The organism is Peribacillus sp. NPDC058002 (assembly GCF_042886655.1).
GTDB classification, from domain to species: domain Bacteria; phylum Bacillota; class Bacilli; order Bacillales; family DSM-1321; genus Peribacillus; species Peribacillus aracenensis.
Genome location: NZ_JBHVQU010000015.1, coordinates 12,691 through 39,021 on the forward strand (window position 1 = coordinate 12,691; position 26,331 = coordinate 39,021).

General features: G+C 44.6%; 21 protein-coding genes. 10 read left to right on the forward strand and 11 right to left on the reverse strand.

All coding sequences use genetic code 11. The features are described from left to right. Positions 1–34 precede the first annotated feature (34 nt). The 8 genes from ACFVSH_RS05220 to ACFVSH_RS05255 form a co-directional block, all read right to left on the reverse strand. On the reverse strand, positions 35–1,330 hold the full coding sequence (locus tag ACFVSH_RS05220) for a uracil/xanthine transporter (RefSeq protein WP_387705156.1): 1,296 nt from the start codon (positions 1,328–1,330) through the stop codon (positions 35–37). A gap of 407 nt (positions 1,331–1,737) precedes the next feature. After that, a complete protein-coding gene (locus ACFVSH_RS05225; RefSeq protein ID WP_387705158.1) occupies positions 1,738–2,985 on the reverse strand; it encodes an amidohydrolase in 1,248 nt (415 codons plus the stop codon). Positions 2,986–3,013: 28 nt separating this feature from the next. Then, complete coding sequence (locus ACFVSH_RS05230) at positions 3,014–4,264, reverse strand: amidohydrolase family protein (RefSeq protein ID WP_387705160.1); 1,251 nt, start codon at positions 4,262–4,264, stop codon at positions 3,014–3,016. A gap of 24 nt (positions 4,265–4,288) precedes the next feature. Next, positions 4,289–5,536, reverse strand: coding sequence for an amidohydrolase family protein (locus ACFVSH_RS05235; protein WP_387705162.1), 1,248 nt, complete (start codon positions 5,534–5,536; stop codon positions 4,289–4,291). Between the two features lie 168 nt (positions 5,537–5,704). Then, positions 5,705–7,270 carry a glutathione ABC transporter substrate-binding protein gene (locus ACFVSH_RS05240; protein WP_387705164.1) on the reverse strand — a complete coding sequence of 522 codons (1,566 nt, stop codon included), beginning with the start codon at positions 7,268–7,270 and terminating at the stop codon, positions 5,705–5,707. Positions 7,271–7,370: 100 nt separating this feature from the next. Next, positions 7,371–8,870, reverse strand: a complete 1,500-nt coding sequence (locus tag ACFVSH_RS05245; RefSeq protein WP_387705166.1) for a chlorohydrolase family protein — start codon at positions 8,868–8,870, stop codon at positions 7,371–7,373. Position 8,871: 1 nt separating this feature from the next. Beyond that, the gene (locus ACFVSH_RS05250; protein ID WP_387705168.1) at positions 8,872–10,383 is read right to left on the reverse strand and encodes an amidohydrolase family protein; all 1,512 of its coding nucleotides are present in this window, start codon (positions 10,381–10,383) and stop codon (positions 8,872–8,874) included. 66 nt (positions 10,384–10,449) lie between these two features. Then, entirely contained in the window at positions 10,450–12,006 is a 1,557-nt protein-coding gene (locus tag ACFVSH_RS05255) for a glutathione ABC transporter substrate-binding protein (RefSeq protein ID WP_387705170.1), read from the reverse strand. A gap of 210 nt (positions 12,007–12,216) precedes the next feature. Between ACFVSH_RS05255 and nikC the strand changes: the two genes are divergently transcribed. The 7 genes from nikC (at position 12,217) to ACFVSH_RS05290 (ending at position 18,956) form a co-directional block, all read left to right on the forward strand. Beyond that, positions 12,217–13,119, forward strand: coding sequence for a nickel transporter permease (gene nikC, locus ACFVSH_RS05260; RefSeq protein ID WP_192206511.1), 903 nt, complete (start codon positions 12,217–12,219; stop codon positions 13,117–13,119). Between the two features lie 12 nt (positions 13,120–13,131). Continuing rightward, complete coding sequence (gene nikB / locus ACFVSH_RS05265; protein ID WP_387603448.1) at positions 13,132–14,052, forward strand: nickel ABC transporter permease; 921 nt, start codon at positions 13,132–13,134, stop codon at positions 14,050–14,052. 12 nt (positions 14,053–14,064) lie between these two features. After that, positions 14,065–15,087: an ABC transporter ATP-binding protein gene (locus ACFVSH_RS05270; RefSeq protein WP_387705172.1), complete on the forward strand. Its 1,023-nt coding sequence runs from the start codon at positions 14,065–14,067 to the stop codon at positions 15,085–15,087. Further along, the gene (locus tag ACFVSH_RS05275; RefSeq protein ID WP_387705174.1) at positions 15,087–16,076 is read left to right on the forward strand and encodes an ABC transporter ATP-binding protein; all 990 of its coding nucleotides are present in this window, start codon (positions 15,087–15,089) and stop codon (positions 16,074–16,076) included. The genes ACFVSH_RS05270 and ACFVSH_RS05275 overlap by 1 nt, the downstream gene beginning before the upstream one ends. An 88-nt stretch (positions 16,077–16,164) precedes the next feature. After that, on the forward strand, positions 16,165–16,932 hold the full coding sequence (locus ACFVSH_RS05280) for a sensor histidine kinase (RefSeq protein ID WP_387705176.1): 768 nt from the start codon (positions 16,165–16,167) through the stop codon (positions 16,930–16,932). Beyond that, positions 16,929–17,627: a response regulator transcription factor gene (locus ACFVSH_RS05285; protein ID WP_260286924.1), complete on the forward strand. Its 699-nt coding sequence runs from the start codon at positions 16,929–16,931 to the stop codon at positions 17,625–17,627. Before ACFVSH_RS05280 ends, ACFVSH_RS05285 begins: the two co-directional genes overlap by 4 nt. A gap of 3 nt (positions 17,628–17,630) precedes the next feature. Continuing rightward, positions 17,631–18,956 carry a transporter gene (locus tag ACFVSH_RS05290; protein ID WP_387705178.1) on the forward strand — a complete coding sequence of 442 codons (1,326 nt, stop codon included), beginning with the start codon at positions 17,631–17,633 and terminating at the stop codon, positions 18,954–18,956. A gap of 69 nt (positions 18,957–19,025) precedes the next feature. Here the strand turns inward: ACFVSH_RS05290 and ACFVSH_RS05295 are convergent, their stop codons facing one another. Continuing rightward, the gene (locus ACFVSH_RS05295) at positions 19,026–19,613 is read right to left on the reverse strand and encodes an NAD(P)H-dependent oxidoreductase (protein WP_260286922.1); all 588 of its coding nucleotides are present in this window, start codon (positions 19,611–19,613) and stop codon (positions 19,026–19,028) included. Positions 19,614–19,733: 120 nt separating this feature from the next. Here ACFVSH_RS05295 and ACFVSH_RS05300 point away from each other — a divergent pair, with 120 nt between their 5' ends. Next, positions 19,734–20,162 carry a MarR family winged helix-turn-helix transcriptional regulator gene (locus tag ACFVSH_RS05300; RefSeq protein WP_387705180.1) on the forward strand — a complete coding sequence of 143 codons (429 nt, stop codon included), beginning with the start codon at positions 19,734–19,736 and terminating at the stop codon, positions 20,160–20,162. An 89-nt stretch (positions 20,163–20,251) separates the two neighbouring features. Here ACFVSH_RS05300 and ACFVSH_RS05305 read toward each other — a convergent pair whose 3' ends face one another. Further along, on the reverse strand, positions 20,252–21,709 hold the full coding sequence (locus ACFVSH_RS05305) for a protein adenylyltransferase SelO (protein ID WP_387603432.1): 1,458 nt from the start codon (positions 21,707–21,709) through the stop codon (positions 20,252–20,254). Between the two features lie 580 nt (positions 21,710–22,289). Between ACFVSH_RS05305 and ACFVSH_RS05310 the strand changes: the two genes are divergently transcribed. After that, the gene (locus ACFVSH_RS05310) at positions 22,290–22,730 is read left to right on the forward strand and encodes an SRPBCC family protein (protein WP_260286919.1); all 441 of its coding nucleotides are present in this window, start codon (positions 22,290–22,292) and stop codon (positions 22,728–22,730) included. Positions 22,731–23,728: 998 nt separating this feature from the next. After that, positions 23,729–24,421: an FHA domain-containing protein gene (locus ACFVSH_RS05315; protein ID WP_387603429.1), complete on the forward strand. Its 693-nt coding sequence runs from the start codon at positions 23,729–23,731 to the stop codon at positions 24,419–24,421. A gap of 75 nt (positions 24,422–24,496) precedes the next feature. Here ACFVSH_RS05315 and ACFVSH_RS05320 read toward each other — a convergent pair whose 3' ends face one another. Further along, positions 24,497–26,299 (reverse strand): hypothetical protein, encoded by a 1,803-nt coding sequence (locus tag ACFVSH_RS05320; RefSeq protein ID WP_387603426.1) that lies wholly within the window; start codon positions 26,297–26,299, stop codon positions 24,497–24,499. Positions 26,300–26,331 lie beyond the last annotated feature (32 nt).

Sequence of the window (26,331 nt, forward strand, 5' to 3'; positions counted from 1 at the left end):
TCCTTTATGTATAGCCATTACTTTCGAAGTCGTCTTAGTTCTGCAGCTGTTCATAACGATTCCAGTTCACCGATTTTTCCAGCACGATTGATATCAATACGCCCATTATGAGCCCATTCGTCAAAAATGGCTGTAAAAGCGTGGGAACGTTCGAAAATGCATTAGGCAGGATGTTCATCAAGCTCACTCCAATCAATACTGGTACGGCAAGCCTGAATATCGTGTCTGAAGTGAAATGCTGGCCCTTGACGCTATTGAAAGCCGTACCGAACAGCTGAAGGTAAGCAACGAACAATACTGCATTCCCGACTGTTATCGGCATGGTGGCCAGGAAAGCGATGAAAGGAGGAATCAGCCCAATTATGGTCAATAGCATGCCTCCAAGCAAGAAGGGCCTCCGCTCATAGATTTGAGTGCTCTGCAAAAATCCGATGGACGAAGTAAAAGGTGTATACGGAACAAGTCCAAGCAACGGAGCGAAAATGGTAAAACCGCCAGTCATGAATAAAGAATTCCGATACTGCTTGTGTTCAGCTTCATCACCGATTAATTCCGATGCGGCTTGAATGGAAGCGAACGTGTTACACAAATTCAGTAATCCTGCAAAAAAGGAAATCGCTATGATCCCGAATTCCAGATTTGGAGCACCTAATGGGAAAAGTGAAAAAGCGGCACCCGTCGATCCCATTTCTCCCCCGGCCTCCGGAAATAGCAGCTCGTAAAAAATCCATCCCACCATAATCCCGATCAATATAGAGAAATTGCTTAAGGTCCTTGGTCCTTTTATCTTTAATATACTTACTAGAAGTACAATCCCCACTGATAGGAAACTGACCGGGATGTTAATTTCCCCATTCTCCGTAATCCCAAGCATCCCCTTGAAAAAGACAAAGATGAGCTGGAACGTCAGAAGGAATAAATAAACCGTCATGACCATGGGGGTGAAAATCTTCTGGACAAAAGAAATCAGGTTGAAGGCAGCAATAATGAGGGTCACGACACCAGCTGCAATGAGGCCAGTAGCAATTCCCCCTCCTATTTCGGCATAACCGAGCCCTAAGGATGGTGCTGATAACCCTAGATTCAGCATCACTCCCCACAATAGACCGGAGTGACCTTCCATGAGTGGATACTTATGCCCCTTCCACCCCTGAAACACGCAAGCGATCCCGGTGAAAATGAGCGAGCTTCTCATGGTCATTTCCGTAACATCGGGAGGCAGATCAAAAGCTGCGCCAATCGATATGGGCACTACTACCGTATTTGCAAAAATAAAAAACAACCATTGAAAAGAAGAAAATAGAGTCACAGAAGAACTCCAACTTTTCATAGATTCCATCTCCTTTGAACATGATACTTTTCAAGCTCATGGTGAATTTCAATTGCCCTTCCATTGAAAAAGGCGATAAGACAGCACCATGCTAATAAACGCGGTCCCCGGATGGGGCATGCGATATGATAACGTTACCATTAATAGTAACAAAGACTGCGGCTCCCTGCTAATTTGTTGGCTTGACTAAGGCTGCAAGGCAAATGGACAGGGATAAGCGAGACTGTTTAAAATATATTTGTGTAATAACGACAATGACACGGAAGGGATTCCTTAACCAATATAGAAAAAATCACTTCCACAGCATATAACATAAGTAAGTAAAAGTACATGGAAGCGGAAGCCGTTCCATAACCAAAACGAAAAAGGAAATCCGGAAGTATCCGGAAATCCTTTTTCGATTAGTCTTACCTTTCAATTGACTGCTTTTGTTTATACAGTGAACCGGAAACTACGTTTCCTTTATAAATGACTGCTTTACGTTCAGAACGCCTGGCAACTGCCTCTGCAGAACAGCTTGCGTCAATTAACACCAGACTTGCGGCATCTCCCGCTTTCGGCCATACCTGGTTACCCTTTTCGTCCAACGGGGTTTTTCCGCCGGTTATATACCCGAGTGTCCGGGAAAGTGAAACTTCATCGATCCATTTGAAACGTTCTGCGAGCCTTCCTGCTCTCTCCAAGATGTCACCATTCCCAAGAGGGGACCATACATCAAAGATATTATCATTTCCTACTGATACTTCAACCCCTCTTTCATGTAATAAATCAACAGGGGGCATCTGCCTGTTAATAGGGACACTAGTGACGATGGAAATCCCCGCATCCCTAAGAATGTCAGCCAAATCATAGGCTTCTTCCTTGGATACGTCCCCGATACCGAAAGCATGGCTTAATGCTACCCTGCCTTCCCAGCCGGCCTGCTTGGTAAGAGCTGCCAAGCGTTTCATGGTGAACGTGCCCAGATGGCCTGGATCATGCAAATGCAAGTCCACATCAGCGTTCGCTTCCACTGCCAAATCCATCAATTGAACCAGCGATGCTTCAATATTGTTATCGACTGTTGCTGGATCGACCGCCCCGACGATTCCTGCCCCGTTTCGCAATGCCTCCCTGACAAGTTTGACTGAACCGGACCGCAACAATCCGTGCTGCGCAAATGCGACTATTTCTGAACTGAGTCTATGAGAATAGCCAGCAAGCGCCTGCTGCACTTGCTCTAAGTTTTGCAATCCCACTTCAGGATAAATATCAACATGGGTCCGTATATGTGCAGAGCCGGAAGCTAAAAGGATTTCCAGTAAAGATTCTGCACGTTTACATGTGCTTGTTGCTATGGAAGGCAGAACCCGCTTCTCATTTTCAAAGCGTTCAATGACACTTGAAGAAGGAGTGCACGCTCTCCAAACATCCCCCATCAGTGTCTTATCAAGATGAACATGCTTTTCGATGAAGGATGGTAACGCCAGCAACCCTTTTGCATCCTCCACCGGTAAATCATCATGTATGGCTTCCCCATCTTTGACAACCTTCGCAATCCTTCCATCCTCCATCAACAGATGAAATAGCCCGGTCATCGTTCCTGTAACTCTTTCATTCTCTATCTTGTAACCACATTCCAAACGAACATTCTTTAACCAATTGATTGTATTCATGATCTTCATCCCTTCTTGAAATAGACCTTCAATTCGACTTCAAGGCAGATTCGCGATCGAGTCCGCCGTAAACCAGATTTCCATTGACCATAACCGCAGCACGCTTCGATCTCCTGGCAACTGCCTCGGCAGCACAAGATGCTTCGACAAAAACCATACTAGCGTCATTTCCCACATTCGGCCATAAACGATTTCCTTCAGGGTCCAGTGTCTTGATCCCTCCCGTAATGAATTGGAGCGATTGGGACAATGCATACTCGTCCTTCCAGTTGTACCTCTCGGCCAATCGGCCTGCCTTTTCCAGCATATCCCCTGTACCAAACGGAGACCAGGAGTCATAAAAGCCATCGCATCCAAGGGCAACATGGACACCTTTTTCATGCAGTGAATCAATCGGGGGAATGACCCTGTTGATCGGAACTGTAGACATGATGGCTACCCCCAGTTTTGATAGTTCACTGGCCAGTTCATTTGATTCTCCTATTGAAACATCACCAAGTGCAAAAGCATGACTGATGGCCGCTCTGTTTTTCCACCCTGCTTCATCGATCAAAGAAGCGAGTTTCTTGATCGTATATAAACCTAGATGACCGGGATCATGTATATGAATATCAATATCCGCATCAAATTCAACTGCCAAATCGACCATTTCATATAGGGAAGCTTCTATATTATTATCCACGCCGCCAGGATCCAGGCCGCCCACCAAAGACGCCCCTTCTTTCATCGCTTGTCTCATCAACCCTTTTGAATTCGTTCTTAGCAGTCCATGCTGAGGGAAAGCCACGATCTCGTATGACATTTTCCCTTTGAAACGATATAATGCACTTTGAATCTCTTCCAAGTTCTTCATACCGATGTATGGATCGATGTTAACATGCGTCCTTACATGCGTCGCCCCGCCGCTTAACAATAGTTGAAGCATCCGTTCAGCCCGGAGCCGACCGGTTTCAGCCAGTTCAGCAAGCTCTTTTGCTTCTAACTTTAAGCGTTCGATTAAATTCGGAACCGGAATGCATGATTTCCATGGCAGTCCTAAATAAGTCTTGTCAAGATGATTATGCATCTCCTTGAAAGGAGGAAGTGCAAGCAGCTTTCCCGCGTCGTGAACAGGATCAGCCGTTTTCAAAGGCATACTTGAAGCTAATTGCAATTCCTTTATGACCCCATTTTTTATATACATGTTGTATGAAGCTGTCTTCGTCCGGTCAATCCGTCCATTCTCAAAAACAAATCCACTATCAAGTGTAACGTTTGTAAGCCAGTATGCTTCATTCATCAAATCACTCTCTTTAATAGAAGATTAAACACCTGTCGTTTCAAAAGATGAAATAGATCCGCTAACAACCTTGCCTCTGAAGATGACAGCGGCACGCTTTGCCCTTCTAGCCACCGCTTCCGCAGAACAGCTGGCTTCAAGCAACACGATATTCGCCTCATCCCCGACATTAGGCCACGCCTTGATCCCGTCCTTGTTTAATGGGGTCTTCCCTCCTGTTATGAATTGCAGGCTTTGCGCTAAGGAACGTTCTTCAATCATGCGAAATCTCTCGGCAAGGCGACCGGCCTTTTCCAGATTGTCCCCGATGCCAAAGGGTGTCCAGTGATCAGTGAGGCTGTCATTACCCAATTCCACCTTCACCCCTTTTTCATGAAGAAGGGGAATCGGGATCGTTCTGAAGATCGGCACTGTGGATGTAATCGATATTCCTGTTTCCGAAAACCTTTCGGCTATGCCCGCTGCCTCCGGGACTGAAAGATCTGCCAAACCGCTTGCGTGGCTGACCGTGACCCTTCCTTGCCAGCCTGCGTCTTCCGTCAGTGAAGCGAGGCGCTGCATGGTGAAGAGTCCAAGGTGATCCGGATCATGTAAATGGACATCGATATCGGAATTGTGTTCGACCGCGATATCCATGATCGTTTCAAGTGATCGCTCTATGTTTTCATCAATGGTGGCGGGATCGACGCCGCCTACCAGATTCGCGCCATTCTTCATGGCCTCCCTTATCAAACCGACGGAATTGCTGCGTAATAGTCCATGCTGTGGGAATGCGACGATTTCATACGTCAATTTATCCTTATATCCTTCCAGTGCCTGAATGGTGGCCTCCAAGTTTTTCAGACCGATGACGGGGTCAATGTTGCAATGTGTGCGTATATGGGTAGAGCCGAAGTCCAATAATAAATCCAGCATTTTTTCCGCTCTTACTTTAGCGGTAGGCAATAATTCCGGCAGTAGGACCTGCTCTTCTTCTATCCGGGTTTTCACGCCATTAATGGCAGGCATGCAAGCCTTCCACGGACCGCCATAGTAGGTTTTATCAATGTGGATATGCATTTCCTTAAACGAGGGGACCATCAGGAGACCGTTAACATCATGCTGTGGGTCCTGATCCGTTATCGATTCCTTTGCCAATAGAATCGAGGATATTTTTCCATTTTCAATCTTGATGTGGTAATTTCCGGTTTCAGTGCCGGTGATCGTTTCGTTTTCATTATAAGTAAACCCATTTTCCAAGCGTACATTCGTCAGCCAATACGATTGAGACATTAAACTCACCCTTCCACTCCAGATTGAATATGCATCACTTTCATTATAGTTCTAAAAATCAACAAATCATTTCAGAATTTTTACTCGTTTTTATGTTATTTTTACTTATTGCGCCAAAGAAAGAGATTCACCCTAAAATGGATGAACCCCTTTCATCTTATCTTCCCATCACTTTATCGTTACGTCATTTATCTCCAGATAGCCTGAAGGACTGATTGAAAATCCTTTTACTTCTTTAGCGACTGCAGCAACATTTTCTATGACCCTTACAGGAATATACGGGGTGTCACCCATCTCGATTTCCTGTGCCTCTGCGTATAGTTCTTTGCGTTTCCCCTCTTCTTTTTCCTTCCTGGCGGCATCTATTAAACGATCAACCTTTTGATTGCTGTAAAAGAATGTATTTCCTGCCGCTCCCTGTGATTCCGTATGAAATAGATTATATTGATTATAATCGGCATCCCCGGTCGCGTTTCTCCAACTGATGATGAACATTTCCGATTGCCCTTTATTCACTTGTTCCACGAACGAACCGTACTCCATCACCTGTACCTTCAAATTAATCCCGATACCTTTTAGTTGGGATTGCAGGACCTCGGCCAAGTTAACTCTTTCTTTACTGTCCATTGTCAGGATGGTTGCATCCAGGCCGTCTGAATATCCGGCTTCGGCCATCAGTTTCTTCGCTTCTTTCAGGTTGTAATCATAGGCTTCGAGGTCTTTGTTGTAACCGAATACTTTAGATCCCATCAAGGAGTTCGCCTTCACCCCGACATTATTAAAGACGCCCTTGATGATCGAGTCCATTTCAATGGCATGGGCGATGGCTTTACGGACCCTTACATCATTGAACGGTTCTTTATTGACATTGAACCCTAAATATTCGGTACCATACCCTTCACTGCGGTAAACATCCATTGCCGGGGAAGATTCAACCTGGTCCATGACGGCTACAGGAAGAGGCTCTGCGATTTGCGCTTCACCGGTTTCAATCATCGATATCCTCGTGGAGTCTTCAGGGACGACCTTGAAGATGACCTTGTCCACTTTTGGCTCGTCTCCCCAATAGCTGTCGTTTTTCGTCAACGTGATTTCCTGTCCTGGGGACCATGAATCAAAAACGAAAGGACCGGTTCCATTCGGTTCCTGGATGATCTTTTTGCCATACTTTTCAATCGTTTTCGGACTGATGATTCCGCCTTCGTGATTCGCCAATATGGAAAGGAGAGGGGAAAATGGTTCCTTTAAAATGAATTGCACGGTAAATTCATCAACCGGTTTCACCTCTTTTACCATTTCGAACACGACTGCCCTCGGAGATGCAACCAACGGATCTAATAGTCGATCAAACGTCTTTTTTACTGCGTCTGCATTAAATGGCGTGCCATCATGAAACTTTACATCTTCCCTAAGCTTGAATTCCCAGGTCGTGTCATCAATTTGCTTCCATTTTTCTGCTAGCATTGGCTGTATCTCACTATTCTCATCCCGTTGTACAAGACCTTCATAGACTTTATGGTGAGTGACGCTAGCGGCGTTAATCGTGGACATGAACTGCTGATCCAAATTCTCAGCGTCGGATAAGCGGGCAATGACCAATGTACCTCCTTCTTTTGATGCCCGGTTCGGATCACTTGCCGTTGTGTTTACGTCATTGTTAGAAGAACAGCCCGTAATGATGATAGCCATGATCATGACTAGAAAAAGTTTACCTGTCCCACGTTTTAACCCCATGGTCTTCTGCCTCCCAATTTCATTTTTTGAATATTTATCTAATTATAGGAAATATTCTGACTATTTTTTTCGAATATCTTTACTATGTTTTTCATTTTCTTTACTTGTTATCAAGAATTGCTTCCGTCTCGCTTATCGATTCCACGACCTTGAATGATGGCTTAAACAATTCTTTCTCCGCAAGCTCCTGATAATCCCTTTCCATATATCCTCTTCTCATCTTCTTAAAATATTGTTGTCCCTTATATCTGATTTCCGTTAAATCCAGATTGGGGATCATTTGATCCTTCATGACTACTTTTCCATTTATGATCGATAATTTAACGTCCCTCCCAGACCCGCTTACGAACATGGTTCGAATGGGATCATCGATTACACCCATATGAAAACCGCCCAAGTCAATCGCGATGATATCCGCCTTGGCCCCCGCAGCGATGCGTCCTAAATCGTTCCTGCCAAGAAAAGCGGCCGCATCAAGTGTGGCTGACCGAAAGAAATCGGCATAGACAGAGCCTTCCGTTTCTCCTTCCACCATCCGTGAGAGCATGCTGCCTGTCCTGACGTTCTGGAACATATCAGGAGGGAATGTGTCCGTTCCAAGGGCGATATTGATCCCAGCACGTTTATATTCAGCGAAAGATTCCAGTGCCTCCCCATGCCTCCCGATGATCAGGGGGCAATGAATCACCGTTGTATTCGTTTCAGCAAGCAGCGCCAAGTCATCACCCTGTCCATATTTCGCTTTACTATATCCTGAAACAAAGTGGGCATGCGGGATCCCTGTTCTTGGACCGAGAAAGCCAAGATCGTACAAATATCTGATCGGTGTAACTTGATGGGCATTCCAGATGGTGTTGAATTCAAAACTTCCTTGTGCAGCATGCAGCTTTATGGGTATGTCCAATTTTTCGCTGTAATATTTAATCTGTTTTAATTGATCTGCCGTTTGGGACTCTATACGTTCTGGGGCAAGCATCCCTCTGACGATGCCTTCATACGCTCCATCGAATTTTTCCACAAACTCGACCGCTTTCCGTAATCCCGCTTCCCCGGCTTTTTCATCCCAATGCAGTTTAATATTCCCGTCAGGCTGGACGACCCTCATTCCTGATTGGAAACTCGGACCAAGGTAAATCCTTAACCCCAATCCAGCTGCATGTTCTGCCGCAGCTGCCAATTCATCATAGGTTTCAGCCCAGTTTTTATAAAAAACGGAAGTAATGGGCATCGCTGTCGTCACGCCATGAAGGATGAGTTGTGAATAAGCATAGAGTGATTTAAAAGCTTCTTCTTCCCCGGTCATTAATTCAGGATGTCCGCTTTTTATATGATTCTCTGACCATAGAAGGTTTTTCTGTCTGTCGGCATCGGCTTCAAAATGTAAAATATCATGGTCAATGTCCCCTAATGCATTTAAATCTATGAACCCGGGACTGATAATGGCGTTTCCGGCATCCATTACTTCGTCCACTTCTCCTGGATAATTTTTTCCGACATACAGAATCGTGTCTTTTTCATAAACGATTTCGGCGTTTTCCAAAATGACATGATCGCGTCCATCATACCCAATTACATATCTTCCTTTAAGCTTGGTTTTCATCTTATTCCCCTTTCACCATCGCGGCAGTGTCTTCTTCTGGTTCGTCATATCGCTTTTCATCTACATATGCCCTGGCATGGCCCCAGAAATATTTCGTCGGTTGCATATACTTTTCGAGCCCCGCACGCTTTATCGTTGAATATGCCTCCTCATTCGCTTCATCAAGCACTGTACTTTCATGGACCGTCCGTACATTCCTCCCTTCCATGATCAATTTCCCATCCACGATGACATGCTCCACATCATTCGCAACTGCTTGAAATACAAGCCGGTGAACATGCATGAATTCAGGGGTCAGGTGAGGCTGATGCAGATTGACCGTAATGACATCCGCTTTTTTCCCGATCTCAAGGGAGCCTATTTCATCATCCCAGCCAATGCATTTCGCAGCATCTATCGTGATCATTTCCAACAGCTTGCCTGGCGGTAAATAATAGTAGTCCCTAAGTGCTGCCTGGTGAACGAACTGTGTTTTCCTCATTGCCTGAAACATATCGAAACTTGTGGAAGGGGAAGTCCCATCCGTGGAGATTGCCACAGTTGCACCCATCTCCAATAATTCAGTTATCGGGGTACGGGCATGAACCTGGCCAAATCCAGGTGATGCACTGACGTTGGTACCTGTTTCTGCCAGTATTCTTGCCTCATCGAAGGAAATGCCCCGACAGTGCTGCAAATGGACATCCGGACCCAATAGGGCATTTTCCTTATCTTGTATCGCTAAATGAATCATCCCGCCAAAGGCATCAGAGTGAATGCGTGTATTATATTTCCTGGCAATCTCCCTAATTTTCTTCGCTTGATAAAGGTCATGATCATTCAGCCCATAAAGTCTGTCAGGAGATGTGGGATTGGAGGGATCCACGGATGTCACGATGACAAATGGTGTTATGAAGGCTCTGGTGCGGTCTTCATTCGCATGGTTCAGCGCCTCGATGACAGCTTCCGCCCCCTGTAGCACCTCTTCATAGGTAACTTCCTTCACCACCCTCTTTCCGTCAATCCACCGGCTGAATGAATGGGGCCATGGGGGGTTGCATGGCCCTGTGCATACCACTTCCCTGATCCCCACTTCGGCATATGCTTTTGCATGATTGATGGCAAAAATCGGTTCATCGGACCGCGGCATGGATCCTAACACGCTCACCCCGGTTGTCACTCCCGCCTTTAATCTCTCAAGTGAGGATAGCTTTCCTTCGTAATACCAAAAGTCATCTGTAACAAAATGCTTGTACGCATTCGTCATGATGGGCATCCAAAAATCAATATTTTCCATTGCGATCGTTTTGAACATGGAATGTCCCCCATGCCCATGAACATCTATCAATCCCGGCAATATGCATTGATGGCTGCAATCGATGACTTTTACAGCCTCATACTGCAATTTCAGTTTTTCGCTGGAATCAACGGCTAAAATCCTTCCTTGATGTATGGCGACGGCGCCATCCGGCAGAATTCTCCTGTTTTGATCCATGGTTATCACGGTCCCATGGATTAGCAATATATCGATCATATTTTCCCCTCCTAATTGAGAAGACAGCATAACATCCTTATGCTGCCTTCTTTTTGTGTTGAATGCCTACTTCACGGTTACGTCATCAAGCATTAAATAATTTGCCGGATTCAGCCAAAGCCCTTGAACTGTTTCGCCATATACGGCCAAGTGTTCATAATTACGGATCGGAACATATGGAACTTCCTCCCTTTCAATTGCTTGTGCCTTGGAATATAGTTCCTTACGTTTATCGCTATCCGATTCTTTACGTGCATTTTCAATCAATTTATCCACTTCCGGGTTGCTGTAGAATGCACTATTTCCCGCTGCACCTTGGGATTTGCTATCGAAAAGATTGAATTGATTATAATCTCCATCGCCGGTGGCATTGCCCCAGCCGCCTATCGCTACCTGGTGCTCGCCCTTGGCTGTCGCGTCAATGTAAGCCCCATACTCAAGGACTTGAATCTTGACCTTGATTCCGATTCCTTTTAACTGGGATTGAATCACCTCGGCCATATTGATCCTTTCCTTACGATCGCTCGTCGTCAGTGTAAACTCCAAACCATCCTTGACACCCGCTTCAGTCAAGAGCTTCTTCGATTCATTAATATCATAGTCGTAGCCTTTTATATCCGGATCATATCCAAACACCTTTGGGCTCATTGTCGAATTTGCCCTCGTACCGATGTCGTTATAAACCCCTTTGATGATGGAATCCACCTCGATGGCATGAGCGACCGCCTTGCGGACCCGCACATCATCAAAAGGTTTTTTCTTAACATTGAAGCTTAAGTATTCAACGGCAAGTCCCTCCGTGCGATATAAATCCATCGTGCCCGAAGCTTCGATCCTATCAATCTCCGTCACCGGCACTTGATCTGTCACATGTGCTTCACCCGTTTCAATCATCGCAATCCTCGTGGCATCTTCAGGGACGACCTTGAATACCACTCCATCGATCTTAGGCTTATCCCCCCAGTAATCCTTGTTTTTCGAAAGTGTGATTTCTTCACCAGGCTTCCACGATTTAAACACGAATGGCCCTGTCCCAACGGGGTTTTGAGCCAATTTGTCACTATTTTCCTTAATCGCTTTAGGGCTGATGATGCTTCCTTCATTACTCACTAAAATCGATAACAGCGGAGCATAAGGATATTTCAGCCTGAATTGTACAGTCGTTTCGTCAACGACTTTGATTTCTTTGATCATTTCCAATTTACCAGCCTGCGGCGATGCTGTTGCCGGGTCCAGTATCCTGTCGAAATTGGTTTTCACCGCTTCGGCATTGAATGGAGCCCCATCATGGAATTTCACTCCCTCCTGCAATTTGAACTCCCACGTGACATCATTCAGCTGTTTCCACTCTTTTGCGAGCAGCGGTTTAGGATCCATATTTTTGTCAGGAACGACCAATGTTTGATAAACCTTTTCATAAATGACGTTTGCCGATGGAATGTCTGTTATGAAATGAGGGTCCAAGGTGGTCGCATCAGATAATCGCGCGACGATCAGCGTTCCTCCTTCTTTCGCTTTTTCCTCTGTTTCCTTGCTGCCGGTTTGTTCTGCTGCACACCCTGATAAAACGGATGAGATGCCTAATAAAGAGGCAAAAAGCAACCCAATCATACCTTTTCTCATTCTATTTCCTCCCTTTTCATCCTCCCTTTGTTTCTCCAAGTAACGTTCAGCTATGGGTACATCGGGCTTACTGTAAATTATAAAAAAAAATGAAATTTTATATTTTCAGAATCTTTACTCATTTTTTAATTATCTTTACTGCTTTTCCGCATCATATTTACTTCAACTCCTTTTTTGAATAAATTGAATGAAAGAAAAGGAGGAAGTCCAATGAAGCCAGAGGTCGTAATCAATCATAACGAATTGAATGTAAACGAAAGAAAATCTCCGAAACTAAGACACTGGAAAGCCTTTTATAAAAAATTCAAACGAAATAAATTGGCGTTGGTAGGCGGGTACATCGTACTTTTTTATATTTTATTGGCTATCTTTGCACCTTTGATCTCACCGCAGGATCCGTATGAAATTGATTTGGTCAACAAACTCCAGCCTCCGTCAGCCGAACATTTGATGGGTACGGATGATAAGGGAAGGGATATTTTAAGCAGATTATTATATGGGACAAGGCTTTCATTAACGGTCGGGTTTGTCTCTGTATTCTTCGGGGCGTTCATTGGGATACTTCTCGGGTTAACAGCCGGGTATTACGGAAAATGGATCGATACCGTCATCATGAGGATTGTCGATGTTCTGCTGGCTTTCCCGGGAATTTTGCTTGCCCTAGCCATCATCAGTGCCCTTGGTCCAAGTTTAATCAATGTAATGGTAGCGGTCGGCGTCTTTTCCATACCGATGTTCGCCCGGATTGTACGCGGTTCCACATTGTCAGTCAGGAAGCTGGAATATATCGATGCCATTCGTGCATTGGGAGCCACTGATATCACGATCATATGCAAGCATATTTTTCCGAATATTCTATCACCCGTCATCGTTCAAGCCACATTACGTCTGGCAACGGCCATTCTGTCGGCAGCCGGATTATCATTTCTGGGACTGGGAGCCCAGCCGCCCTCTCCAGAATGGGGAGCGATGCTGAGCAGCGGTCGGGATTACTTGTTCAGCGCCCCCCACATCGCTTTGTTTCCGGGGATAGCAATATCAACACTGGTACTTGGTTTCAACATCTTCGGGGATGGACTTAGAGATGCCCTGGATCCAAGAATGAAAAAATAAGGAGGAGAGAAAATGTTCGTATTTATTATCCGACGGGTGCTCCAAACCATACCTGTATTACTGGGAGTGAGTCTTGTTGTGTTCCTCATCATGCAAATGGTCCCTGGAGATCCGGCAACACTGCTTGCAGGTGAAGGAGCGACTAAAGAAACGATTGAATCGCTGCGGCATGAGCTTGGCCTGGATCGTCCAATCCTCTATCAGTACGTCGACTATATCTTTCATGCGGTTCAAGGTGACTTCGGGGAATCTCTCCGCAGCAGCCGCCCTGTTTTGGACGAAATCATGGTCCGTTTGCCCATCACCCTTGAACTGGCACTTGCCAGCATTTTCATAACCGTCGTCCTTGGAATGATCGCAGGAATCATCTCGGCCACCAAGCAATACTCGGCAGCTGACATTTCCATCATGATCGTTGCTTTACTGGGAATCTCGTTACCTAGTTTTTGGCTGGGCCTCATGCTTATCTACTTCTTTTCCGTGAACCTTCATTTGTTTCCGGTTTCAGGTTGGGGAACTTTCAGCCACATGATACTCCCAGCCATAACCCTTGGGGCCGGCGGAGCGGCCATTGTCGCCAGGATGACCAGGTCGAGCATGCTTGAAGTCGTTCGCCAGGACTACATCCGGACCGCAAGAGCCAAGGGATTGAAAGAATATATCATCATTTATAAACATGGCCTGAAAAATGCGCTTATCCCCGTCATTACAGTCGTTGGCCTCCAGTTCGGTGCACTCCTTGGCGGCACGGTATTGACAGAGTCCGTTTTTGCCATCAATGGACTTGGGAGATTGATAGTCGATGCAATCAGGACGAGGGATTTGCCGATGGTCCAAGGCGGGGTCCTCATCGCTTCCGTTATCTTCGTATTCATGAATTTAGCAGTGGATGTCCTCTATCGATACTTTAACAAAAGAATAGACTTGAACTAAGGAGGTATGATGATGAAACAGGTTGATGATAAAATACTGGAGGTAAAAAATCTGCAAACCCACTTTTTCACTGACGAAGGAACGAGTAAAGCAGTCAACGGAATCAGTTTCTCCCTTAATAAAGGGGAAACGCTTGGAATCGTCGGGGAGTCGGGAAGCGGGAAAAGCATAACATCGCTATCATTATTAAGGCTCATTCCATCTCCGCCCGGCAAGATTGCCGGTGGCAGCATCCTTTTTAAAGGGGAGGATTTGCTTACGAAGTCTGAAAAACAGATGCGGTCCATACGCGGCAATGAAATTTCGATGATATTTCAGGAGCCGATGACATCATTGAATCCCGTATATCCAGCGGGCGAGCAAATTGCGGAAGCGATCCGGCTCCATCAAAAGCTGGGAAAAAAGGAAGCATGGAATAAAGCGGTCGACATGCTTCGGCTCGTCGGCATCCCCTCACCTGAAAAAAGGGCAAAACAGGAGCCGCATGAGCTAAGCGGCGGAATGAGGCAAAGGATCATGATTGCCATGGCACTTGCCTGCCACCCTGAGGTTCTGATAGCGGATGAACCTACAACAGCACTGGATGTGACGATCCAAGCCCAAATCCTTGAACTGATCAAGACGCTGCAAAAGGATTTCGGGACGGCTGTCATTTTGATCACCCATGATTTGGGTGTCGTATACGAAACCTGTGACCGGGTTGCCGTCATGTATGCAGGAAAAATCGTCGAATACACTTTGGCCAAGGAAATATTCACAAACCCAAAACATCCATACACCATTGGCTTATTGAACTCCCTTCCGCGTCTGGACATGGACCAGGAAGAACTGGCTACAATCCCCGGGACCGTTCCAAGTCCTTACAACATGCCCAAGGGCTGCAGCTTCGCTCCCCGCTGTGCACATGCGAGGGGCATTTGTAAACAAGCCGTTCCGGATCTCCAGGCTATCGGTCCCAGCACCGAGGTCAGCTGCTGGATGTTCACCTCCCAATGGGAGAAGGAATATGACGCTCAAGAGAAGGTGGGAATGTAATGATGGGTGTACCAGCTGCAGAGAAAAAGGTTCTGCTTAAAGTGGATCAATTGAAACAATACTTTCCGATCAAGGGCGGGTTTTTCGGAAGGACCATCAATCATGTAAAAGCCGTTGATGACATTACCTTCGATATCCATCAGGGCGAGACCTTAAGCATAGTCGGCGAATCCGGCTGCGGAAAATCGACTACCGGAAGGGCCATCCTTCGATTGGATGAACCAACAAGCGGGAGCATTCACTTTCAGGATAAGGATTTACTGAGTTTAGGAAAAAAAGAAATGAGGCGTACCAGGAAGGATCTGCAAGTCATTTTTCAAGATCCATTCGCCTCCCTTAATCCGAGACAGACGATCGGCCAAATTCTCAGAGAAGCTTTGGCCATCCAAAATGTAGTACCTAAAGAAAACCGAAAAAGCCGGATTGAAGAATTATTGGGACATGTCGGGCTGAGACCGGAATCCATGGAAAGATACCCGCATGAATTCAGCGGCGGCCAGAGACAGCGGGTCGGCATTGCACGGGCTCTTGCAGTGGACCCAAAATTGATCATATGTGACGAAGCTGTATCTGCTCTGGATGTCTCCATTCAAGCACAAGTGCTGAATTTATTGAAATCCTTACAGCGCCAGTTCGACCTTACCTTCCTTTTCATCTCACATGATTTAGGCGTGGTCAGGCATATCTCGGATCGGGTGATGGTCATGTATCTCGGAAAGATAGTCGAAATAGCCGATAAAAAGTCCATTTTCGAACAGCCGCAGCATCCATATACAAGGGCATTGCTATCGGCCATCCCAGTACCGAATCCTGTGCATGAAAGAGAACGGATCCTCTTGACGGGTGATGTCCCCTCGCCCATCGACCCTCCAAGCGGCTGCCACTTCCATACACGGTGCCCTTTTGTACAGGATATCTGCAAAACACATCTGCCTGAACTAAAAAGAACGGCACAAAATCATCTAGTCGCTTGTCACATTGTGTCATAAGCTGTAGATTTCCGGAGGGGTCTTTAGTATGATACTAATAAACAGAATCATTCAAGTTATTTAAAAATATAACCAGCAGAGGTTCACCATGCTAAGTTACGAAGGATTCACATTAATTATCATGCTCTTCATTTTAGCTCCCATCATGGGGGCTATCGCTCTTTTATTTCTATTCATATTCGAGAAAAGGATCGACCTTCTTGAAAATAAAAACAAAGAGATCCGCCTGGAGCAAGCACTGCAAGAAGCACAGTATAATAAATTGAACCAGCAAATCCAGCCACACTTTTTGTTCAATACACTGAATGTCATACTGGGCTTGGCCCGCCTGAACAGGACGGCTGAATTGATACGGGCCTTAGAGGCATTTTCGCAATTCCTGAAATTCAAATATAAAGCATCAGAACCATTGATCCCCCTTTCCCAGGAAATCCAGTATACCCAGCATTATCTCGACATCCAGACCCTTCGCTTCGGTGATCGGCTCAAGATTGACATGGAGTGCCCAGAACCATTATCAATCGCACTGGTCCCGCCCTTCATCCTCCAGACATTGGTGGAGAATTCGTTTAAACACGGTTTGGAAAGAAAAGTGGGGGAAGCCCTGCTGCATATCCGGTTCCATCTGGATTCGCAGATGGTATATCTGGAAGTGGCGGATAATGGATTAATGGGAAATGAATCTTCCGTTACGGACGAGGGCGGCCATGGCCTGGATAATATCCAAAAACGTCTATATTTGTATTTTAATGACCGTGCACAATTGAATATCGCTTCTAATGAATCGGGAACTAAAGTAGAGGTATCATGGCCACTTGTTTTTGAAAAGAAATTGGAGGAGGCGGAGCCGGAATGAATGTATTATTAGTTGATGACGAACCATTGGTCCTTGAACAAATGGAATATATGATTCAGTCCATATACCCTTTTTGGACGTTTCACAAAGCTGCTGATGCCTGTCAGGCACTGACCCTCAACCAAAATCATAAAATCAACCTCGCTTTCCTGGATATTAATCTACCGGGGCGATCGGGTCTTGAATTTGGTGAAGACCTAAGGGCACTTAACAAAGAAGTCGAAATCATAATGGTGACCGCGCATCAAAGTTTCGATTATGCCCAGCAATCCATCAGGATAGGCGTGGTTGATTATTTAACGAAACCCGTCATAGAAAGTGATTTGCATAAAGTCCTGGCCAAGTATGACAAAAGGGAATCTTCTCAAAACTATTCAACCCTTATTCACCATTCACTTTCATTCATTCACGAAAATTATGCCGAAAAACTTTCCCTTTCGGACATCGCTCGTGAAGTGCATACCAACCCGACTTATTTAAGCAGGAAATTCCATGAAGAAGTCGGCACTTCCTTTTCGGAATATTTAATGCACTATAGAATAAAGGCCGCTAAAAGGGCCTTAACCAATAACACCAGCTGGAGCATATCCGACGTCGCTGAAAACTCAGGCTTCAATAGCCAGCATTACTTCAGCACTTTATTCCGGAAGATAGAGGGAATCACGCCCAAGGAGTTCCGCGAGAAAGGAAAATGAACATTGCGATCACGTACATTTCAAGAATACGTACAAGGCCCCATCCAAATCGGGATGGGTTTAGGGATCATCTCCCTCCTCGCACGCTGGGTGACAGGAACCACGATCCTATCCTCCCCCGAATCGATGGTGAAGTATGGAGTCTTCGGAGGGATTGGATACGCACTGATGGGAGCGATCGCCCTGTCCATGTTCAGCTTCATCGGGAAGAGGGTTCGGCAGGATTTCCCCGTGGGGCTGACAATCGGGGACTATTTAAAAGCCCGGCTTCACCCCCTCGGATATTGGATATTGATCGTGATTCTGGTCATAACCAGTTTACACATCTTATTCATTCAGGGAATGGCCGCGTCCACCCTATGTCAGTTTCTTTTCGACACCCCGCTCTATGTCGGATTGTTCTTTTTTTTCGGTTTTTGTGTCCTTTATGCTGGATTCGGCGGGCTAAAGCTCATTCATGGATTCGCCGCTTTTCAAGTCATCTTCATGTTTGCCGCGGTAATCTTGATTCCTTTATACTTTTTCGTCAAGGAAGGGATTCAGCCTGTTTATGATGGGATTCGCTTATACCATCCATACATGCTCGTAATCAATAAGTATGATCTATGGAGTTTTCTTTTAGCAGGACTTCTTGTCGGGTTCGGCCAGTTTTTCTTTGACCTGACATCATGGCAGCGATTATTCATGATGGAAATGAAAAAGGTTCCCTTAACATTCTCTTTATCCGGCCTAATCTGGATCATATTCCCGCTCTCCTTTTCATCCCTGTTCATCATGGTCATCTTTACGGGCGGCTTCACTGACATACACTCGATCCTGGATGGATTGGCAAACAAAATAACGACACCATTCTTTTTCATCCTTTTTGTGCTCTGCGCTTTCAGTGCAATCGCCTCAACATTCGGTGCCTGCCTGCATTCATTGGTAAGCCTGATCGTAGCCAATATTCTTGAACCATTAAAAACAATAAAAAGCGACCAGCAAAAAATTAGGATGGCCTGCCTGCTTTCAATCTGTATTGGAGGATCGGTTTTCGTTGCTACACTCTTCTATTCCCCAAACCTATTAGAGCTCTTATTTTATTCAGGCAATATATATTCGGCATTGCTGGCCCCAATCCTGGTCATCGTATTCAGCAAAGGGAAAGTCGCTGATTACATACCGATAAGTGCGGCCCTGGCCATTTTGGCTTCATACATCATCCAGCCTTATGTAAGTGAATTCCAAAGCATATGGTTCAGCGGATTGGCTTCATTGACGATCCTGGTGATTTGTATGATTCTTACCCTCATCAAGAACAATTGGAGGTTTGTGAAAACAAAACCATAAATACTGTAAACCCCAATCATCATGATGCTCCATACATGAATGGGGTTCTTCTTTTTATCTCGTAATAACTTAGCTTGCCACCTTTCTGAAATACCGATAAACCTTTTCTAGCTTTTGAGTCTGTTTCCCCTTTGGGCTTTCCATATTGCCGAATTCGAAAAACTTCACTTTTTTGATTCCGACAAAATTGAATAACGCTCTTTTCATCAAGATTTTATGCGCATCATTCAACCAGAGAAGCGGATACTTTGCAGGTCCCTTCATCGTGGACACACATACGACCGACTTTCCCTTTAGGAGACCCTCCGGGAACAATCCCTTTTTATCCCTGTAAGCAAAATTCGCAGAAAATAATTGATCAATGTATCCCATCAGCATTGCCGGAGGCCTCCCCCACCAGATAGGATAGACAAAGACAATCTTGTCGGCCCAGGTAATTTGATTTCTATATTTTTCAAGCTGAGGATCACGATGCATATCACGCCTTCGTTTATGCTCATTGAACTCCAAGAGCGGATTGAAGCCCTCTTCATATAAATCCAATACCTGCAGCCCCTTTATGTTCGGGTTCTCCTTACTTCCTTTTATGACTTTTTCTAAAAAAGCATGGCTTAAGCTTTTTTGATTTGGATATGTGTAGATGACCAGCACGTTCATGACGTCCCCCCTATTACTTATCATTTGACAACTATAATATAACACCGCTATTTTTTAGTTGTCAAATGATAATTGTATTTTGATAATATTTTTGATATCTTCACAAGAGAGGTGAAAGCTATGGACAAAAAAGCCCTTTTTGAAAAAATGGTCACATTTACAACTTCCGTACATCAAGTGACACACGAATTGACCCAAAACGCCAAATCCGATTCCATCACGCCGGTACAATATAAAATTCTTGAATATATAACAGTCAGTCAGCCTGTCACACCAAGTGAAATCAGTGACTGTCAGCATATTTCCATGCCTAACACGAGCCGTGAACTAAAAAAATTAAGCGAAAAGAATTTAATTGAAAAAATAAGTGATTCGGAAGATAGACGGAAACAATACATCCGCCTCTCCAAAGACGGGGAAAGGATAATGAACGAGGCTTTTGCAATCGTGGAATCCCGTTTCCAAAGCCGGCTGCAATATGCATCAAAGGAAGATTTAGCGGATATTGACCGTGCCCTGGACATTCTTCAAACAAAACTTTTTTACTAAATAAACAAAAATGGCTCCCGGGATGAAGTTGACAAAGAATCAACTTCAATCCCGGGAGCTCCTTCATAATCCCCATGCATGTTTTATCATCAGGTACCGCAAAAAGTCCGGTATGGTTTTGTTGACTCAGGCAGTGCGGCGTATTCAGCTTGTTCCTCGCAATGTCCATAAGGGTTTGCAAGAACAGCCAAAAGCCGTTCCATCACGCTGTAGTCCCCTTGTTCCACTGCCGCTTCCAACGCCTCTTCCACCCGGTGATTCCGTGGGATCACTGCAGGATTGCTGTTCTGCATCAACTGATTCGAAGCTTCTTTCGATTCCTTCTGCCTGCCCAGTCTCGCCTGCCAAAGCTCTTGCCACTGAGCGAATTCCGGTGCCCCGAAAAGGACCGTATCCTCCACTTTATCAAAGGTCAAAGCACGGAACGTATTGGTATAGTCGGCACCATGCTTCTTCATCATACTGAGGATGCCATTAATAAGGGCTTCATCCTGAGTCTCTTCGTTGAATATCCCCAACTTCGCCCTCATTCCCGCTATCCAATTAGCGTGATACAGATCATTAAAAACAGAAATCCTATCTTGGGCCAGTGTAACGGCCTGATCTTGGTCATCATGCAACAGTTGCAATAGGGACTCAGCGAATCGCGCAAGATTCCATCCTCCAATAACCGGCTGGTTGCCATAGGCATAGCGGCCTTGTCTATCAATTGAACTGAATACCGTTGCAGGGTCATAGACATCCATGAAGGCGCAAGGGCCATAATCTATGGTTTCCCCGCTGATCGTCATGTTGTCGGTGTTCATCACCCCATGAATGAAGCCAACCAGCTGCCATTGGGCGATGAGCTCAGCCTGACGCTTGACCACTTCCTGCAGCAGCGAGAGATAACGGCTTTCATCGGCTTCGATGTCTGGAAAATGACGCTTAATGGCATAGTCGGCAAGTGTCCGGAGTTCCTCAAGCGTGCCCCATTTTGCAGCGAATTGAAAGGTTCCGACACGAAGATGACTCGAAGCCACTCGGGTCATGATGGCACCAGGCAGCCCGGTTTCACGGATGACCGTTTCACCTGTCGTCACAACTGCCAGACTTCTGGTGGTAGGAATGCCAAGCCCATGCATCGCCTCGCTGATAATGTATTCGCGGAGCATCGGTCCAAGTGCAGCCCGGCCATCGCCCCCGCGGGAGTATGGCGTTCTTCCTGGACCCTTCAGCTGGATATCGACCCTCTCTCCTTCTGGCAACACCTGCTCACCAAGCAATATCGCCCGGCCGTCCCCCAACATGTTAAAATGGCCGAATTGATGCCCAGCATATGCTTGTGCAAGAGGCGAAGCACCTTCAGGTACCTCGTTTCCGGCAAACACCGCCACTCCATCTTCGCCTTGTAGCTTTTTCACGTCCAAACCAAGAGTTCCAGCCAAACTCTCATTGAGAATGACCAACTCCGGTGAACGTACAGGAGTCGGGTTCGTGCTCGTGAAAAACTTTTCCGGAAGAAGCGCATAGCTATTGTCTAAATTCCATCCTGTTTCATTAGTCATGGTTTCTCCTTTTCTAATTTTGACTTTTGTATAAAGGTTCGTTCTCTCAAGATTCAGTTAAAACACGGTATAAAACTCGGTTGCAGTCCATTTTTTAATGTCTACTTCTAACAATTAATTATACCGTTTCTGCCTAAAAATGGCTCTCTTAAAGTTATGTTAAATCCGTGACGCCCCGGGATTTTATAAAACGATTGGTAAAATGCCACCCCTCATCGGTTCCTTAGACCCCGTACTCTTCAAACATTTAACGAAACGAAGATCATTTCTTTACTTCTAGGTTTAATAGGTCAACGAAAAGTGAAAAAACCTTTCGTTTCATAATTGGCAACTAAGCTATTAAGTGTAGATTTGAAATAAAGTCACGATGTTTTCAAAAAAGTTACGGCGTTTCACCCCTTTGGATGTTTATCTAAAGGGGTGTTTTTAGGATTGGAAAATTTTGATTCCACAAAAAATTGGGGGATTGGAAGAAGGAAAGCTATGTATGATTAGGGATGTAAGTTTATGCTTTTTATGTAATAATTATTTTGTAGAAGTGTAAAGTTACAATTCATACATAGTGAAGGTGGGGATCATAATGGCAACGGGAACACATGCTGTAGTAGTTCCAGTAGATGTACAAGCAGTTTGGGATTATGTCAGTGATCTCGAAAAATGGGCAACGGCAGTACCAGCCTATAAAGAACATGAAATCATAAATGACAAGCAATCTATCTGGACATTTGAAGGTAGTGTGAAAGGTATTAAAAAAACAATACAAGCGCAGGTAGATATTACCGAATGGAATGAACCTTCAAATATTAAGTTTGAACTGAAAGGTTTATCAGATAATTTTACAGGAAGCGGTCACTTTACTGCAGAAGATGTTAATGGTAAAACACTAATGACTTGTACGGTGGAAGTCCATGCAGGCGGATTATCTGGTGCGGTGTTAACACCAATTATTAAATGGGCTGTTCCAAAAGTAGCATCTCGTTTAACAGAATCCATCGCACGTAAAATTGCAGTATTCTCATAGTTTTCAAAGATTGAAAGCCAATTCATTTTGGAGATGCCTTCTCTGAAGTATAGAGGGTAACATTCTGAAGTGACCAATGTAATGCTATGGAGCTCTATTAGAAATTTTATAATTAGCGGAAGGGGCTGTCCAAAAATGGATGGCCTCTTTTTTCAATATTCGAGAGTCGGGAGCCTTAATGGCATAAGAATCACAAAACTCCTCAAACTTTTTTATGAAAATCTCATACTTATCTAATAAGAGTACCTCCCATCCCGAACCATGATTTTAAAGAAGACTTGATTACCCTTCATATTTTTTACTTTTTTATATAGTACAATTTCATCATTAAGCCACATAAAGGGATATAATCATTTTGCATCAAAAAAGCCTGCAATCGATTCGGCAGGCTTTTTTATATCATCTATGATTTTCTCAAACAGGTGAACAGAAACTTGCTAATCGTGTGGAGGATTCATGTTTTCTGAATGCCCCCCACCTTTTTCTGTCCGCTTCGTCTCCTATATCCCTCTTCCAATCCAATATATGCTTAATTCAGTAAAGTCAGGCTAATAAAGGCAATGCCAAATATACAGTACAGAATGAGGGTAAAGGGCTGGGGAAAAATAATATATACTATCATACTAATGATCATCAACAGGATGCTGAAGGCATTTATCCTATCTCTCCACATACTCACCTTTGGTCAACTCCTTTTCCACAAGCGTAAGGTACATTTTCATCGCAAACTTCTTCCGGTGCTGCCTGGCCGGCTTTGAGGAAGCACTTCTCCCACAGTCAAAGCGAGCATCAGCAAAAATAGAGTTTCTTCTTCATCCTTCATTCCACTTTGTTATAATGGCTTTGTGCCTAATTTGCATTTTTTCATTTTTCGTTAGTAAGTAAGCGACTGATAATTTATAATTATAAAATTGAACCCGCTAAACAGCCATGTAGCCAAAATGATAAATCTATAAAAATAATTTAAATATTCAGACTTTTTAAGGGGTATGAAGTGAATGATCTATAAAACTTTCAAGGTTGTATTAAGAGCCTTGCACAAAGGCCAAACAGAGGAATTCGCTTATGTTTTTGAAGGGAAAAGCTTGCTGATCGGCCGTGCAAGCCAGCACTCCAAAGCTGATTTCAAGCTTTACAATGACTTCGTTTCCAGGGAACATTGCCGGATTTATATGGAGGAGGGACAGCTCTTCATTGAGGATTTGGCAAGCAAACACGGTACCTCGGTGAACCAGATGCCGCTCGTACCGGGCAATCCCTGTCGCATTGAACCGGGAGATTCAATTACTTTGATCAATGGACTGATTGAATTCATGATTTCCATCGACAACGATTTAACAAGGGATTTCACCCCGGTGAACCCCGAGTTCCAGCAAACCGTCACTATCAATGAGCACCTTCAGACCGTGATCATCAATGAAGAAGCACCCATTAAAATGCCGACAAAGGAATTCAATTGCTTTAAGCTGCTTTATGAAAATTTGGACAACCTAATTTCAAAGGAAGAGATTGTCCAGCAAGTATGGCCAGAGAGAGTCGGTGATCCCGAGCAAATTGTGACGGCAGAAGAAATCGCTTCACTGCTGTACCGGGTGCGGAAACGGATAAATGGGCACTTCGCAATAAAAGCCGTCATTCAAAAAGGATATTATATGGAATCCATCCATTCATTCAACCTATCGGACTTATAATGACAATCATTCGAAAAACATGAAAAAAAAGCATTGCTGATAACAATGCTTTTTTTTCATGATTCAATCATGCTTTTATTTCTTCGGTAAGTCCAGATTCGTGAATTGATCGACTGGAACGATGTCTTCTTCCATATCCATCACCTTCAGCACAACCCGGTCCCCTACATTCGTCAACACAACATCGGATAGCTCATTGACTCCAGGGTCCACCGAGAATCTCTTGGCATTGCCTTCTACAATTAAATAGAATACGTATCCATTTGAAAGATTGGCATCGTTGATCCTTGTAACTTTCCCCTGTATTTTTTTCATCTCAAATCCTTTTTGAGGTGTCACACCGCTGACTTTCCCTAAAGAGGCAATCAGCTTTTTATAATTGCGGAAAGCTTCGTCTTTCGTTTTCCCATAGACCACTTGGGGGTTATCACTATTGGCATACACGATCGCCACACCTTGGAACTTGCTGCCCTTTGTAACCGGAATCACATAAGTGGGAGCACCGTAAATCGTATAGAAAATTCCATTAGTGGCTTTCCACCCTGGATATTTAGACAAAAACTCACTCGCATTTGCGTTGGATTTTGCCTCCTTACCAGTCAGAACGGACGTGACGCCTTTATAGTACGTCATTTCACCGGTTTTGGCATTGAAAACACCATAACCTACAAGGGTTTTGGAGTTGCCTTTTGATTTAGCCCTGGTGAAGTCCACTACATAAATCAATTCGCCTTTTTCGTTAAACGTAACCTGCATATTATCCTCATTAGGAATCAGGACATCTTTCTTCGGCCCAATCAAGGACTGGTTCTTCCACCCGTGAACATATTTTCCCCAGTAGGTCCAATATTCCAGGGCTGTTTCCAATGTGTATGTCCGATCTACCCATTTAGGTTCTTTTCCTTTAGGATAGTATTTCGTGTCCCCCGTTTCCGGATTCACCAATACCACCCCGTCCACTACGGGACCGCTGCGATATTTCAAATAATGTCCGACTGAAACTACGAAGAAAGGCTTTCCATCTTCGTTCGGTTCCAAATATGAATCATGGATGATTTTATTCGGATAGGCCTTGCGAATCGTTCTTTCCAAATCATGATCGAGGTACTGTGAGGGAGCATACAGCATCTTCCCTTTGACAGTACTTGCCCCTTTATCCGTCGATACGGCGGAAATCAGATTATAACCTGGTGTGTATTCCGCTTTCCCTGCTTTCAAAAACCCGTCCATTTCAATGGGCGATGTATAAGCCAATTCACCATTGATATTGGTTAGACGGTATTCGCCTTCAGTGAAATATGATGCATTTTCTATTTTATTAATCGCTGCATCGCCTTTTGCGTCAGCCATTTTCACTGTAACAAGCGGCATGGTTTTTATATCTTGAACTTCTTCCAGCTCTTTTTTCTTATCGACTTTCGCCAATCCATGCAGATCAGCGGCAAAAGTGATGGGGTAGAACAGCATGATGACCCATGCTGCTATCAAAACGGCACCTAGCAAACTGTTGAAGTGTACGTTCCAAGGTATTTTTGGTTGCTTTGCTGCTTCATTTCCCCTCCGATTCCGTCGGGTGCTTGAAGTTTCACTGGCACTGTACACATAAATTCTTGAATCGATGATGAGAATGAGCCCAAGTATAATGGCAAAACTCGAAAAGAATGCAGCGGCAGTGAGATCCAGCAGCAAGATATCGATAACGAAAAAAAGTATGGCAGCAGAAACTAAAAGTCTCAGCACCTGTTCAATGAAAAAAGGTATCTCCTTTTTGGCGATTGCGTTTGTCCATCTCTGCGGAATCAAGGAAAGCCCCAATATGGCAATTGGCACTTTCAATAAAATTCCTTTTAAGATGAAAACGAGTAGTGAAATTATCATGGTTTTAAAAATCTCTCCTTGTCATGTGCGTT